The following is a 13576-nucleotide window of genomic DNA, read 5'->3' on the forward strand; positions in this document are numbered from 1 at the left end:
AGCCACCGGTTTTCCTTAAAAAACGTTAATGGAGGTTTAACCGAAGTTTCAGGAAGTCCATGGAAGACTGCGCCCCGTTCAACTTTCGGGGGCAGGGTATGCTCGGTCTGGTTAAAACGGCACTTCACAAGCCCTACACGTTTCTGGTGTTGGCGATCGTGATCTGCATCGTCGGTCCCTTGGCGGCAGTGCGCACGCCAAGTGATGTTTTCCCTGATATCGGCATACCGGTCATCGCGGTGGTGTGGCAATACGCGGGGCTGGCCCCGGACGCCATGTCGGGCCGGGTGATCTACACCTATGAGCGGGCATTGAGCACCACGGTAAACGACATCGAACATATCGAATCGCAGTCGTTGCCGGGCATGGGCATCGTCAAGATCTTCTTCCAGCCCAGCGTCGACATCCGTACCGCCAACGCGCAGGTCACCGCCGTTTCGCAGACCGTGCTCAAGCAGATGCCTGCCGGTATCACGCCACCGCTGATCCTCAACTACAGCGCATCGACCGTGCCGATCCTGCAGATGGCGTTTTCCAGCCCGACCTTGTCCGAAGCGCGTATTCGCGACCTGGTGCAGAACAGCATTCGCCTGCCGCTGACCGCGGTACCCGGGCTATCGATGCCGACCCCCATGGGCGGCAAGCAGCGCCAGATCACCCTCGACCTCGACCCACAGGCACTGGCAGCCAAGGGCTTGTCCGCCGAGGACGTGGCCAATGCGCTGGCGGCGCAGAACCAGATCATCCCGGTGGGCACGGCGAAGATCGGCCGCAACGAATTCACTGTGCTGCTGAACAACAGCCCCACGGCCATCGACCAGCTCAACGCGTTGCCGGTCAAGGTCGTCGATGGCGCGCAGATCACCGTGGGCCAGGTGGCCCATGTGCGTGACGGTGCGCCCCCGCAAACCAATATCGTGCGCGTCGACGGCCGCCGCGCGGTGCTGATGCCAGCGCTGAAGAACGGCAACAACTCGACCCTGTCGATCGTCGACGGCATTCGCGGCATGTTGCCGCGCATCAACGAAACCCTGCCACCGGAACTCAAGACCTCGCTGCTTGGCGATGCCTCCACGGTGGTCAAGGCGTCGGTCGGCAGCGTGGCCCGCGAGGGGATCATCGCCGCCTTGCTGACCAGCGCGATGATCCTGCTGTTCCTTGGCAGCTGGCGCTCGACCCTGATCATCGCCGCCTCGATCCCGCTGGCGGTGCTGTCGGCCATCGCCTTGCTGGCGGTCAGCGGGCAGACCCTCAACGTGATGACCCTCGGCGGCCTGGCGCTGGCCGTGGGCATTCTGGTCGACGACGCGACGGTGACCATCGAAAACATCAACTGGCACCTGGAACAGGGCAAGTCGGTCCGCCGGGCCATCCTCGATGGCGCGCGGCAGATCGTCGGCCCGGCGTTCGTGGCCTTGTTGTGCATCTGCGTTGTATTTGTTCCGATGTTCATGCTCCAGGGCATCGCCGGATACCTGTTCCGGCCCATGGCATTGGCAGTGATGTTCGCCATGGGGAGCTCTTTTATTCTGTCGCGTACCTTGGTGCCGACCCTGGCCATGTTCCTGCTCAAGCCGCACCGGGTGGAGCAGGGCGAGGGGCGGTACCCCGAGGACGCGTATCTCAATCACCACGAAGGCGACAAGTCGGCCAACCCGCTGGTGCGCCTGCAGGCCGGTTTCGAAGCCGGCTTTGCCCGGCTGCGCGATGGCTACCAGGGCCTGCTCGAACTGGCCCTGGCCAACCGTCGGCGGTTCCTGCTTGGCTTCCTCGGTTGCGTGCTGGCCAGCTTCGCGCTGTTGCCAATGCTGGGTGAGGATTTCTTCCCCGAAACCGATGCCGGGGCAATGGCACTGCATGTGCGCCTGCCTTTGGGCACGCGCATCGAAGAAAGCGCTGCGGCCTTCGACCGTATCGAAAGCCGCATTCGCGAAGTGCTGCCGGCAGAGGCCGTGGCGTCGATCATCGACAACATCGGCCTGCCCATCAGCGGCATCGACATGGCCTACAACACCAGCGGCACGGTCGGCCCGCAGGACGGCGACATCCAGGTGTCGCTCAACTCCGGCCACGGACCGACCGCCACTTACGTGAAGCGCCTGCGCGAGGTGCTGCCAGACAGTTTCCCCGGCACCACCTTCGCCTTCCTCCCGGCCGACATCAGCAGCCAGATCCTCAACTTCGGCGCGCCGGCACCGCTGGACGTGAAGATTTCCGGCCCCAATGATGCTGCCAACCGCGTCTATGCAGCCGAAGTGATGCGCCGCTTGCGGCATGTTCCGGGCATCGCCGACCTGCGCCTGCAGCAGTCGCAAAGCTACCCGTCGCTGCAGGTCGATGTCGACCGCAAGCGCGCCGCCGAGCTGGGCATCACCGAACGCGATGTCACCGCCAGCCTGGGCGCTTCGCTGGCCGGTACCTCGCAGACGGCGCCGACCTACTGGCTCAACCCGGCCAATGGTGTGTCCTATTCCGTGGTCGGCGCGACCCCGCAGTACAAGATGAGCAGCATCGCCCAGCTGGAGGCGCTGCCGATCACCGGCAGCAACGGGCACACCGCTGTGCTCGGCGGCATTGCCAGCCTGGCGCGCACCAACACCGCCGACGTGGTCAGCCACTACAACATCACCCCGACCCTGGACCTGTACGCCAACGTCCAGGGCCGTGACCTGGGCGGTATCGCCGCCGACATCCAACAGGTCATCGACGACACCGCGCACCTGCGCCCCAAGGGCGCCACCGTCAGCCTGCACGGCCAGATCAGCGCGCTGCACGAAGCCTTCCACGGCCTGGGCCTGGGCCTGCTGGGCGCGGTGGTGCTGATCTACCTGCTGATCGTGGTCAACTTCCAGTCCTGGGTCGACCCGTTCGTGATCATCACCGCATTGCCCGCCGCGCTGGCCGGTATCGTCTGGATGCTGTTCGTCACCGGCACCACGCTGTCGGTGCCGGCACTCACCGGGGCAATCCTGTGCATGGGCGTGGCCACCGCCAACTCGGTGCTGGTGGTCAGCTTCTGCCGCGAGCGCCTGGCAGTGCATGGCGATGCCGTCAAGGCCGCCATGGAGGCCGGTTTCACTCGCTTTCGGCCCGTGCTGATGACGGCCCTGGCGATGATCATCGGCATGCTGCCGCTGGCCCTGTCCCAGGAGCAGAACGCGCCGCTGGGCCGGGCGGTGATTGGCGGGCTGATCGTTGCCACCACGGCGACCCTGCTGTTCGTGCCGGTGGTCTTCAGCCTGGCCCACCGCCGCTCAACCCCTCACGCTGTCGTTGGAGAAAACCTGCATGCCTAGCCGTTGCGTAGCTGATCGTCGGCGCTTGAAACTCATGGGGGGCGCCGGCCTGGGCCTGGCTGCCCTGGTGGTTGCGCTGGGCGTGTACGCCCGGCAGCACCAGGCCGCTGCGGTGCAGGCGTGGACCGAGCACCGGGCGACGCCTGCGGTAGTCACCTTTACCCCGTCGCTGAATGCTGGCGGTGAAACGCTGAGCCTGCCGGCCCACCTGCAGGCCTGGAACATGGCACGGATCAATGCCCGGGTCAGCGGTTACCTGAAGAACTGGCAGGTGGACATCGGCACGGTGGTCACGGCCGGCCAGCCGCTCGCCGAAATCGACAGCCCCGAACTCGACCAGCAGTTGGCCCAGGCCAAGGCCAGGCTGGCGCAGCACCAGGCCAGTGCCGCGCTGGCGCAAAGCACCGCTGCGCGCTGGCAGCACCTGTTCGCCAGCCATTCGGTGTCGCGCCAGGAGGTGGATGAGAAGGTGGCCGCCGCCGCGGTCGCCAGCGCCGATGCACAGGCCGCCGAGGCGGACTATGTGCGGCTGAAGGACCTGGCGGCGTACAAGGTCATTCGCGCACCGTTCACCGGCACCATCACCGCCCGCCACGCGCAGGTCGGCCAGTTGGTCAAGGCCGATAGCGACAGTGCCACTTCGCTGTTCGACATCGCCGACACCCGCCGCCTGCGCCTGTACGTGCCGGTGCCGCAGAGCTACGCCAGCCAGATTCTGCCCGGCATGCAGGTGCAGTTGTCGGTGCCTGAACGCCCTGGCCAGCACTTCACCGCGGCGTTGCTGGGTACCTCCACCGCCGTCGATCAGGGCTCGGGCACGCTGCTGGCGCAGTACGCGGTGGAAAACGCCAGCGCGGCGTTGCTGCCGGGCGACTACGCCAGCGCCCGCATTACCCTGCGCAGCAATGCCCAGGCCGTGAGCATTCCTGCCAGCGCCCTGATCTTCAGGGCACAGGGGCCGCAGGTGGCGGTGCTCGATGCGCAGAACCGCGCGCACCTGCGCAGCATTCATATCGCCCAGGACCTGGGCAGCACGCTGATCGTCGACGGTGGCCTGGGCCTGAAGGACCAGGTGGTGGACAATCCACCCGATGCCCTGCGTGACAATGATGCAGTGCGCAGCGTAACGCCGGGAGGTGTGCATGCGCCCTCGGTTTAAGCGCAGCGGGCTGCTGCTGTGCCTGGCCTTGCAAGGCTGCTCGCTGGCACCGCACTACCAGGCACCTGTGGTGCAATTGCCCGCGCACTATGGCGAGCGCTCTGGGGCCTGGCAGCGGGTCGACGCGGCAAGGCCACTGCCAGCGCAGTGGTGGACGCTTTTCGATGACCAACGCCTCAATGAACTGCAGGCACAGCTTGAGGCATCGAACCCGAACCTGGCCGCCGCGGTGGCGCATTACGATGCCGCAGCCGCCTACGCCCAGGGCCTGCATGGCGGGCTGTGGCCGCAGGCAAGTGCGAGCGCCACACCGCTTCGCCAGCGCCAGTCGGACCGGCGACCGCTGCGCGGAGACAGCCAGCCGTCGATATACAACAGCGACACTGCCGGGCTGAGTCTGAGCTTTGATTTCGATCTGTGGGGCCGCTTGCGCAATCAGGTGGCAGCGGGGGATGCCTCGGCGCAGGCCGCGGCGGATGACCTGGCCGGTGCACGCCTGAGCCTGCAGCGGCAACTGGCGGTGCTATACGTGCGTGCCCGTGGCCTCGACGCGCAGCGCCAGTTGCTCGACAGCGCCGTGGCAGACCGTAGCCAGCTGCTGGTGCTGATCCAGGACCGCTTCAATGGCAATATCGCCTCGGAACTGGACCTTGATCGGGCGGCTGCCAGGCTGTCCGAGGCCAAGGCTGCCGTGGATGACGTCGTCGCCCAGCGCAACCTGGCGCAGCATGCTATCGCCGAGCTGGTCGGGGCATTGCCGGGTGACTTTGCGCTGGTGCCGGACGCCGCGCCGCTCAAGGTACCGCAGGTGCCCAGCGAGCTGCCCGGCACGTTGTTGTTGCGCAGGCCCGATGTGGCCGCCGCCGAGCGTCGCGTGTTTGCCGCCAACGCCACCATCGGCGTGGCCCGTGCCGCCTGGTACCCGGACTTCAGCCTGGTGGGGCTGATGGGCGGGCAGACGCAAGGCGCCGGCAACCTGCTGGCCGCCGCCAATCGCTACTGGGCGATTGGGCCGGTGTTGCAGCTGCCGTTGTTCGACGGTGGCCGCCGTTCGGCCGATGAGCGCAGGGCCCATGCCGAGTTCGAGGCAGCGGCCGCAGCGTATCACGGCAAGGTGCTGCTGGCCGTGCGTGAAGTCGAAGACAACCTGGCACAGGTGCATGACCTGGCGCGGCAAGCGCAGGACGTGCAGCAAGCGGCGCAGGCGGCAGGCAGCGCCGAACAGATTGCCTTGCACAGCTATCGGCAGGGCGCGGTCAGCCTGCTGGATGTACTGACCGCCCAGCTCGATGCGTTGCAAGAGAAGCAGAAGCTTCAGGCGCTGAAAACCCGGCAGCTGGAGGCGCGGGTCGGCTTGATGGCGGCACTGGGGGGAGGATGGGGGGCTGACGCTTGAAGCCTTGCCGGAGCCAGGGCCGGCCCTCTTCGCCGGCCCTGGCGGATGCTCAGAAGTCCGCTTTCAACGTGACGGTATAGTTGCGCGGCTCGCCGTAGTTGTTGCTGGTGTTCAGCCAGCCGATGGAGGAATAGTACTTCTTGTCGAACAGGTTGTTGCCGTTGAGGGCAACGCTGAAGTTCTGGTTGATCTGGTAGGCCAGACGGGCGTTCCAGATGGCATAGCCGGCTTGTTCGATGTCGCCCACGCCGCCGGTACCGCCCTGGTTGATATTGTGGTTCTTGCTCTGGATATTGGCGCCGGCACCCACGCTCCACTGGTGCAGTTCGCCAGGCAGGTTGTAGTCACCCCAGAAACGCAGCATGTGGCGTGGTGTATAGCTGTTGAAGGCGGCACCGGAGGTCGAGGTGCCGTCACCCGGGTCATTGAGGAATTTGGTCGAGGTATAGGTGTAGCCAGCGAACAGTTGCAGACCGGTCAGCACTTCACCGCTGATTTCGGCATCCAGGCCTTCGGCGCGGACCTTGCCACCGTCGGCATAGCAGTTGTTTTCGCCATCGCACGGCGAGCCGTACTGGTACTGCGCGCGGTTCTCCTGGGTCACGCGGAAGATCGCAAAGCTGGTGTTGACGCGGCCGTCCAGCAACTCGCCTTTGAGCCCGATCTCGTAGTTGGTGCCTTCGATCGGCTTGAGCATGGTGTTGTTTGCCGTCATCTCCGTTTGCGGCTTGAAGATGTCGGCATAACTGACATAGGCAGACCACTGGTCATTCAGCGCGTAGATCAGCCCACCGTAGGGCGTGACTTCGCCGCTTTCCTTGGCGTGGGCAGGGTCGGGCGATTTGGCGGTGAAACGGGTCAGTTCATAGTCGTACTTGTAGTTGCTGACGCGCGCGCCCAGCACCAGGGTCAGCGGCTCGGCCAGCTTGTAGCGCACCACGCTGTACAGGCCGTTCTGGCGGATCCTGGCTTTGGAATTGCCGGCGTAGGTGGTGCCGAGCATTTCTGCCTGGGTTGGCTCGCGGGGCGAAATCGGATCGTAGATGTTCATCGGGCCCAGGTTGAGCATGCCGCCCTGCAGGTCATCGGTGCGCAGGTCGCTGGCGTTGGCGCCCACCACCACTTCGTGCTCCAGGCCGAAGGCGCGCCATTTGCCGGTGAGGTTGATGTCGGCGCCCTTGTTGATGTTCTCGAAGTCGTACAGATAGGCGCGCGATTGCATGCCGTCGCCGGTTGCCGGGTCGACCGCGCCACGGCCGAAGCTGTAGAGAATATCGTTGGTTTCACGGATGTAGCTGCCGGACGCTTTCAGCCGCCAGTCTTCGTTGAAGTCGTGGGAGAGGTCGGCGAAGTAGGTGGTCTGCTTGTTGTTCCATCTGTTCCAGTCGGCACCGACGAAGGTGGAGCGGCCGACATTCACTGCGCTGCCATCCTTGTTGCGCGGCAGGCCGCCGAAGAACGGTGTCGAATGCAGGTCTTCGACGCTGGCGCCGGCAGCGACCACGGTGGAGTCGGTGATGTCGTATTCAAGAATCCCGTACAGCACGTTCTTGCGGCTTTCTGCGGTGTCATAGAAATAGTCGCGGTCTTCATGGCCGGCGACCAGGCGACCGCGCAGCTTGCCGTCGGCGGTCAGCGGACCACTGGCGTCCAGGGTCTGGCGATAGGTATCCCAGGAACCGGCACTGGCGGTGATGGACAGCGACGGCTCGGCTTTTGGACGCTTGCGCACCAGGTTGATGGCAGCACCGGGGTTGCCGCTGCCTTGCAGCAGGCCATTGGCGCCGCGCAGGATCTCGACGCGGTCGTACAACAGCGTGTCGGAAGTGAAGCTGCTGCCGATACCGTAATAGCGGCGGTCCAGTGGCACGCCGTCATACTGGATGGTCTCCACCTCGAAGCCGCGCGAATAGATGTATTTGCCGCCGGAAGGACTCTGGTAGGTGGTGATGCCCGTGGTGTGCTCCAGCACCTGGTCGAGGGTGTCGAGGCGCTGGTCGTCCATCGCCTTGCGCGTGACCACGCTGACCGATTGCGGGATGTCCTTGAGGCGCTGTGTGCCTTTGCCGATGGTGACCGCGCTGGCGGTGTAGCTGCCAGAGCCTTCGGTGGTCGCCCAGTCCTGGCGGCCGTTGATGTTGAGTGGCTCGAGGTTGAGGGCGTCGCCGCTCAGGGGCTGCAGTTCCAGGCCGTAGACGTCGTTGCCGCGGCGCACGGCGCGCAGTCCGGTGCCGGCAAGCAGTTGCTGGAATCCGTCCTCGATGCCGTAGTCGCCCTGCAGGCCAGGGCTGGACAGGCCACGGGTCAGCTCCGAGGTGTATTGCAGGGTAATGCCGCCCTCACTGGCAAACCGCGCAAGTACCTGGGCCAGGCTACCGGCATTGATGCTGTAGGCATGTGGCGCCTGAGCGGCGGTGGCAGTGGCCGAGATGACAGAACCCTGCAGGGCGATGGCCAGGGCGAGGGCGGTTTTGCACCCCCTTGAAGTAGAGCGGATCATTGAAAGATTGTCCTTGTGTGTGGCAGTTCCACAGGTAAGGACTGACGAGTTGGAAAATCGGGCCAATTCTTTTCAGCGCGCCGTCACGGTAACCCAGTAACGGGTTCGGTAATCCACCTTCACGGGCAGCGTGGCGGGCAGCGCGGCGAGGATCGCGTCGGTGTTGCCCAGCTGGAACGTACCGCTGATGTGCAACTGCGCCGCCTCGGGCTGGCATCTCAGCCAACCTGATCGATAGCGGCCAAGCTCGTTCAGGAACTGCTGCAGGGGCATCTCCTCGACCACCAACTGGCCGTGTGTCCACAGACTGTCCTGTTCACGTGCAACGTCCACATTGCCTTGGCCTCCGGCGTCGAAGGCCAGCTGCTGGCCTGCATCGAGGGTTCGTTGCGGGCCGTCGACGGGCATCACCCTGACCGCGCCCTGAAGCACACTGAGTTGCGTGCTGCGCTCGCATTGCCGGACCACGAAGCGGGTGCCCAGGGCCTCCATCAGGCCTTGTTCGCTGGCTACCCGCAATGGCCGGGGTCGAAGGCTGGTGGCATCGGGCCCGCTGTCGACCAGGATCTCGCCACGACGCAAGGTGATCAGGCGTTGCTGCTCCTCGAAGTGCACAGACACCGCAGTGTCGGTATTCAACTCGAGCACCGTGCCGTCTGCCAATGTGAACTGCCTGTGTTGGCCCACTGCGGTGGCATAGGCTGGCTGTGGCAACAGCTGGCGGTAACCCACGTAGCCCATGGGCACGACGATGGCCAGGGCCAACAGCTGTTTCATCGCCTGCCGTCGTTCCCGGTCCAGCGTGCCCATTGCCAGGCCTGGCGGCAGCAGGCCCAACTGAGCGCATACGCGCTCGGCCTTCTGCCAGGCCCGCTCGTGCTCGGGCGCTGCAGCACGCCAGCGCGTGCAGGCCTCTCGCTGGGCAGGGCTGACGCCTTCGTCGAGCATCAGCATGTGCCAGTGGGCGGCCTGACGTGCCACTTCGGGGCTTATACGCGGCATCCTGGCAACCATTCAGACGTCTTCGTCGAACAGGATGCAGGCTTCCAGCGCATTGGCCATGTGCCGCTTGACCGTGCGCTCGCCAATGCCCAGGCGGCGCGCTACTTCGATGTAGCTCAGGCCTTCCAGCTGCACCAGCAGGAACACCGAACGCACGACCGGCTTGAAGGTGTCGAGCAGGGTGTCCAGTTGCTGCAAGGTCTCGCGCATGGCCCACTGTTCTTCGGCGGACAGCGCCAACAGCTCGGGCAGCTGCGCGAGCATTTCCAGGTAGGCACGTTCCAGCGACTGGCGGCGAAAATGGTCGTAGACCAGGCGCCGGCTGATGGTGGCCAGGTAGGCCCGGGGCCGATGCAGGCTGAGGCTGGCGCCAGCCTTCTGCTGGGCCTGAAGGATGCGCAGGAAGGTGTCCTGCGCCAGATCGGCCGCCTGGGCCGAACAGCCCAGCCGGCGGTAGAGCCATTGCTTGAGCCATCCGTTGTGCTCGGCGTAGGCCTGACTGAGATCGTCGTTGATCACGGGTATCCCTCCGGGGTGAGGGAGGCACCTTAGATGATAACGATTATCAAATCAATTTCTTTACGGGTGCTTGCAGCCGGTGTCCCTCGCTAGGCATGATCAAGGTCTCTCAAACATGACAAGGAATGCCGACATGCCTGCCTATCTTGCTGCGCAGAACGAATTGCTCGTTGGGGACGGCCTGGTGGTCGAGGCGCCCGCCGGGGAAGGGCCCTATGTCGTGGTGTTCGAGGACGATGAAGAAACCGGCTATTTCTACGCCCTGGATACCTCAGGCGCCGGCAACCCCATCCAGAATGCGCTGCACATCTACGACGTGGAAAGCGTTTCTGACCGTGACAAGCCTTCGCTGGTCAAGATCGCCTGGTCCGAGGATCACCGCAAGGCGCTGCTGCTGATCAACGACTACCCGCATGCGGTTTTCGATTTCGAAGCCAAACAGGGGCATTGCCGTACCGGGTTCCCGCTGCCGATGGACAACGGCTGGTCGCACGCAGGCCATGAATGGGATGACAGCGCACTGCGGCATTTTGCCTGACGGTTTTCAGGTAACATCCGGGCATTGACCTTTCGGATCACAGCACAAGGACGAGCCGCTCATGACGGAGCAGATGATCTATGGCGTCGAAGGCGAAAGCCAGGCGTTGAAGGACGCCGTGGCCAGTGCCCAGGCGACCTTCAAGTTCTACTGGCGGGAAATGTCGTGGGAGGCACGTCGCATCATCAAGTGCCTCGACATGGCGGCCGTCAAGTTGTCATTCATGCTTGATCCGGATGACCCGGACATCCCTGTGGTCGAAAACATGTGGGTCAGGGATGTCGACTTCGACGGTGCCACGGTCACCGGAGTGCTGATGAATGAGCCCCGCTGGGCTACCGCGTTCAAGGCAGGCGACCCGGTGTCGCTGCCTTTTGCAGCACTCAACGACTGGATGTACGTCCGGGATGGCCACGTCTATGGCGGTTTCACTGTCGATGCGTTGCGCAGCAGCATGACTGACGACGAGCGCGCCGGGCATGATGCCGCATGGGGGCTGGGCTTCGGTGAGCCAGGTACCGTCGAAGTGGCGCCCGCCGCCGAGGGCCAGGCGCCCTGGCGGGTGTCGCGGGCATTGAGCCACTTGGCCGACCAGCAGCTGCTGGCGCAGCTGGAGCAAGGCGACCATCCCATGGCCGTGAACATGCGCGAAAAACTCGAAGAGGCCTTGCAGCAGTACCCCGGCATGATCACCGATTTCGACGACGGCGGCTGGTTGCTCCTGCATCGGGAAGTGCTGGCGGGTAACTACCCGGTGGTACAGGCACTGTTGCGCCACGGGGCCGACCCGCTGGCAACCAACAGCAATGGCCAGACGTCGCTGGCACTTGCACATGAAGCCGGCTGGCCACGGATCGCGCGGTTGTTGCAAGGTGAAGCGAGCGATGAACCTGAGCCGGAGGTGGCCAAGGGCTTTGCGCTGTGGCCTGTCGGACTGCTGCTGGTCGCAATGGCGCTTGCGTGGCTCTACTTCCTGGTGGTCGTTCCAGTGAGCCGTGCGGGAGTGGGGCAAGGTGCAGAGGTGGCGGGCATCTGGAGCTTCATGGGTGCCGTGCTCGTGCTGAGCCTCGGGGTCGTCAGCAGCACCGGCCCCTGGTACTTCAAACTACGCCAGCGTACACCGTTGTGGGGGGCGAGTCGGGCATTGGACATTGGCGCCCTGCTGGGCGTAGTGCTGATTGCCTTTGCATTGCATGATCAGGTGCAACGCTACGTCATCGCCCACTAGGGTCAGGTAAGCTCGGGAGATCGGTCCCCACTCAAACAAGCGGAGATGAGCGCCATGCATGAACCCTCCAGCGTTATCGAAACGGGGTGCTGGTGTCGGGCGAGGAAAACCTGATGAAGCCCGAGCCCGAGATTTTCCAGTTGCTGCTTCGTCGATACGGGCTCGACCCTTCGCGCACGCTGTTCATCGACGACGTGCAGAAGAACGTGGACGCGGCGAAAGAGCAGGGGATGCAAGCCTTGCGCTTTGTCGACGCGCAGCAGCTGCGCCAGGCATTGGCCGAGCTGGATGTGCCGGGCGTGAAGTAGACAAAGACCGCTAAAAAGCCCTAAAGTTTCGCCGAAAAAACAGTAGCTTAGAGAATTTTTCCGCGCCGTGTTACTCGTCGGATTTCAATTGTAAGCCTCCGTGCAGAGCCTCAGGATCGCCCCGGCATCCCTTTGAGGCTTTCACGCATGAAGTACTCCTCGATTCTCTTGTTGTCCCTTGGCTTGCTGAGCGGCGTCGCATCGGCAGGCGGCAATACCGAAGCAGGCATAGGCGGCGCATTGGGCGGGGTATTGGGCTCGGTGGTCGGCCAGTCGATCGGTGGCAGCACCGGCTCGGCAATTGGCGCTGGCCTGGGTGGCGCCGCCGGTGGCGCGGTGGGGGCCAACAAGCACAGCCGTGGCGAAGCCGCCATTGGCGGCGCACTGGGCGCCGCCGGCGGCAACGTGGTGGGTCGCCAGATGGGCGGTACCACGGGCAGTTTGATTGGCGCGGCAGCCGGTGGCGGCGTGGGCGGTGCCCTGGGTAACCACATGGGCCGGGAATACGATGATGAAAGTGGCCACCATTCCCGTGGTCGTGACTATGACGATGATGACGACGATGATCGGGGCTGGCGTGGTCGCCACCACGACCGTGGCCATCACTATGGCTGGCGCAAGCATCACCGTGACTGGCGCGACGACGACTGATCCGCGCCGGGGAGGGCGCCCCTGTCAAGGCGCCCCGAACACCATCGTCCAATACACGCCCTCATCGCTGCGCGCGTTCGCGACATAGGCCGCGCCGACCTGGGTGAACATCGGGTTCATCAGGTTGGCGCAATGCCCGGGGCTGGCCAGCCAGCCGGCCATCGCCTTGCTCGGTGAGCCCTGGCCCGCGGCAATATTCTCGCCAATCTGACGCCCACGGTAGCCGGCATCCCACGCCCGATCTGCCGGCAGATCACCGTTGCGGTCGCGGTGCGCGAAGAAATTCTCGTTGGCCATCGCCCGGCTGTGCCGCTGCGCCGCTGTTCCCAAGGCCGTGTTCCAGGTGAGCGGACGTGCAGCCGCGAAGCGCTGGCGACCACACAGGCGCGGCTTCGCCCGTGCTGCATTGACCTGCATCAGTAGCGCCTTGCTCGCGGAACGCTCATCGCCGAGCTGAGCGTCGAGCACGGGGCGCGCCAGCACCACCTGCCACTCATTGCGGGCGCGGCGGATGCCGATATCGGCAAACTGGTTATCGAGCAGGGCTGAGCAGTAATCGCTGCGCAGCATGGCAAAGGCTTGCTCGGCATCCTGCGCACCGACCAGGCGGATGCTGCGCACCTTTACCGCCTGATAGCCGGCGGCCTGCAACCCTTCGCGCAAGCGGCCACCGTAGCCGACCGGCAACGCCAGGTTCGCTTTCAACGCCAGTGGCGTTGCGTTCAGGGTTCTGCGCCCTTCGCAGCGCTGTGGCTGGGCGCGGTAGTCGTTGATGGCCGCCAGCAATTGGCCTTCCCCGCTGGCTTGTGCGGGGCTGATGAACAGCGGGATGAAATGAACCAGGCACAGCGAGACGAACGACGAGCAGCGGGCAGCTTGGCGCATGGAAGAACAGCTCTGCAGGGAAAAAGGCAGTCATGCCGATCAAAGGGCTCGGCTAAGACTGCGCGCCTCGACACAGGTTCACCGAGGCGCTGAT

11 protein-coding genes are annotated in these 13576 nt (G+C 64.5%); 7 read left to right on the plus strand and 4 right to left on the minus strand.

What is annotated here, in order from left to right:
• The first annotated feature begins 98 nt into the window (after window positions 1-98).
• From OCX61_RS10950 to OCX61_RS10960, 3 genes are read left to right on the plus strand one after another with little or no spacing between them, the layout of a single operon-like run.
• Complete coding sequence (locus tag OCX61_RS10950) at window positions 99-3296, plus strand: efflux RND transporter permease subunit (RefSeq protein ID WP_261944299.1); 3198 nt, start codon at window positions 99-101, stop codon at window positions 3294-3296.
• Window positions 3289-4455, plus strand: a complete 1167-nt coding sequence (locus OCX61_RS10955; protein WP_261943793.1) for an efflux RND transporter periplasmic adaptor subunit — start codon at window positions 3289-3291, stop codon at window positions 4453-4455. The genes OCX61_RS10950 and OCX61_RS10955 overlap by 8 nt, the downstream gene beginning before the upstream one ends.
• Entirely contained in the window at window positions 4439-5851 is a 1413-nt protein-coding gene (locus tag OCX61_RS10960) for an efflux transporter outer membrane subunit (RefSeq protein ID WP_261943794.1), read from the plus strand. The genes OCX61_RS10955 and OCX61_RS10960 overlap by 17 nt, the downstream gene beginning before the upstream one ends.
• 49 nt (window positions 5852-5900) lie before the next feature.
• On the opposite strand, the gene OCX61_RS10965 is transcribed toward OCX61_RS10960, so the two are convergent.
• The 3 genes from OCX61_RS10965 to OCX61_RS10975 form a co-directional block, all read right to left on the minus strand.
• Window positions 5901-8351, minus strand: coding sequence for a TonB-dependent siderophore receptor (locus OCX61_RS10965; protein ID WP_261943795.1), 2451 nt, complete (start codon window positions 8349-8351; stop codon window positions 5901-5903).
• 72 nt (window positions 8352-8423) lie between these two features.
• Window positions 8424-9353, minus strand: a complete 930-nt coding sequence (locus OCX61_RS10970; protein WP_261943796.1) for a FecR domain-containing protein — start codon at window positions 9351-9353, stop codon at window positions 8424-8426.
• Between the two features lie 12 nt (window positions 9354-9365).
• The gene (locus OCX61_RS10975; RefSeq protein WP_261943797.1) at window positions 9366-9872 is read right to left on the minus strand and encodes a sigma-70 family RNA polymerase sigma factor; all 507 of its coding nucleotides are present in this window, start codon (window positions 9870-9872) and stop codon (window positions 9366-9368) included.
• 133 nt (window positions 9873-10005) lie between these two features.
• Here OCX61_RS10975 and OCX61_RS10980 point away from each other — a divergent pair, with 133 nt between their 5' ends.
• The 4 genes from OCX61_RS10980 to OCX61_RS10995 all read left to right on the plus strand — a co-directional run bounded on the left by OCX61_RS10980 (window position 10006) and on the right by OCX61_RS10995 (window position 12597).
• Window positions 10006-10410 carry a DUF2251 domain-containing protein gene (locus OCX61_RS10980; protein ID WP_261943799.1) on the plus strand — a complete coding sequence of 135 codons (405 nt, stop codon included), beginning with the start codon at window positions 10006-10008 and terminating at the stop codon, window positions 10408-10410.
• 61 nt (window positions 10411-10471) lie between these two features.
• Window positions 10472-11638, plus strand: a complete 1167-nt coding sequence (locus OCX61_RS10985) for a DUF2314 domain-containing protein (protein WP_261943800.1) — start codon at window positions 10472-10474, stop codon at window positions 11636-11638.
• Between the two features lie 113 nt (window positions 11639-11751).
• A complete protein-coding gene (locus OCX61_RS10990; protein WP_410011104.1) occupies window positions 11752-11946 on the plus strand; it encodes an HAD-IA family hydrolase in 195 nt (64 codons plus the stop codon).
• Between the two features lie 147 nt (window positions 11947-12093).
• Window positions 12094-12597, plus strand: coding sequence for a glycine zipper domain-containing protein (locus OCX61_RS10995; RefSeq protein ID WP_261943802.1), 504 nt, complete (start codon window positions 12094-12096; stop codon window positions 12595-12597).
• A 24-nt stretch (window positions 12598-12621) separates the two neighbouring features.
• On the opposite strand, the gene OCX61_RS11000 is transcribed toward OCX61_RS10995, so the two are convergent.
• A complete protein-coding gene (locus OCX61_RS11000; RefSeq protein ID WP_261943804.1) occupies window positions 12622-13482 on the minus strand; it encodes a CAP domain-containing protein in 861 nt (286 codons plus the stop codon).
• Window positions 13483-13576 lie beyond the last annotated feature (94 nt).

It is taken from the genome of Pseudomonas sp. LRP2-20 (assembly GCF_024349685.1).
GTDB lineage: Bacteria > Pseudomonadota > Gammaproteobacteria > Pseudomonadales > Pseudomonadaceae > Aquipseudomonas.

Bases quoted from the DNA above. Each gene is read 5' to 3' on its own strand.
- OCX61_RS10950 (WP_261944299.1), top strand. From the start codon at position 99: ATGCTCGGTCTGGTTAAAACGGCACTTCACAAGCCCTACACGTTTCTG.
- OCX61_RS10955 (WP_261943793.1), top strand. From the start codon at position 3,289: ATGCCTAGCCGTTGCGTAGCTGATCGTCGGCGCTTGAAACTCATGGGG.
- OCX61_RS10960 (WP_261943794.1), top strand. From the start codon at position 4,439: ATGCGCCCTCGGTTTAAGCGCAGCGGGCTGCTGCTGTGCCTGGCCTTG.
- OCX61_RS10965 (WP_261943795.1), bottom strand. From the start codon at position 8,351: ATGATCCGCTCTACTTCAAGGGGGTGCAAAACCGCCCTCGCCCTGGCC.
- OCX61_RS10970 (WP_261943796.1), bottom strand. From the start codon at position 9,353: ATGCCGCGTATAAGCCCCGAAGTGGCACGTCAGGCCGCCCACTGGCAC.
- OCX61_RS10980 (WP_261943799.1), top strand. From the start codon at position 10,006: ATGCCTGCCTATCTTGCTGCGCAGAACGAATTGCTCGTTGGGGACGGC.
- OCX61_RS10985 (WP_261943800.1), top strand. From the start codon at position 10,472: ATGACGGAGCAGATGATCTATGGCGTCGAAGGCGAAAGCCAGGCGTTG.
- OCX61_RS10990 (WP_410011104.1), top strand. From the start codon at position 11,752: ATGAAGCCCGAGCCCGAGATTTTCCAGTTGCTGCTTCGTCGATACGGG.
- OCX61_RS10995 (WP_261943802.1), top strand. From the start codon at position 12,094: ATGAAGTACTCCTCGATTCTCTTGTTGTCCCTTGGCTTGCTGAGCGGC.
- OCX61_RS11000 (WP_261943804.1), bottom strand. From the start codon at position 13,482: ATGCGCCAAGCTGCCCGCTGCTCGTCGTTCGTCTCGCTGTGCCTGGTT.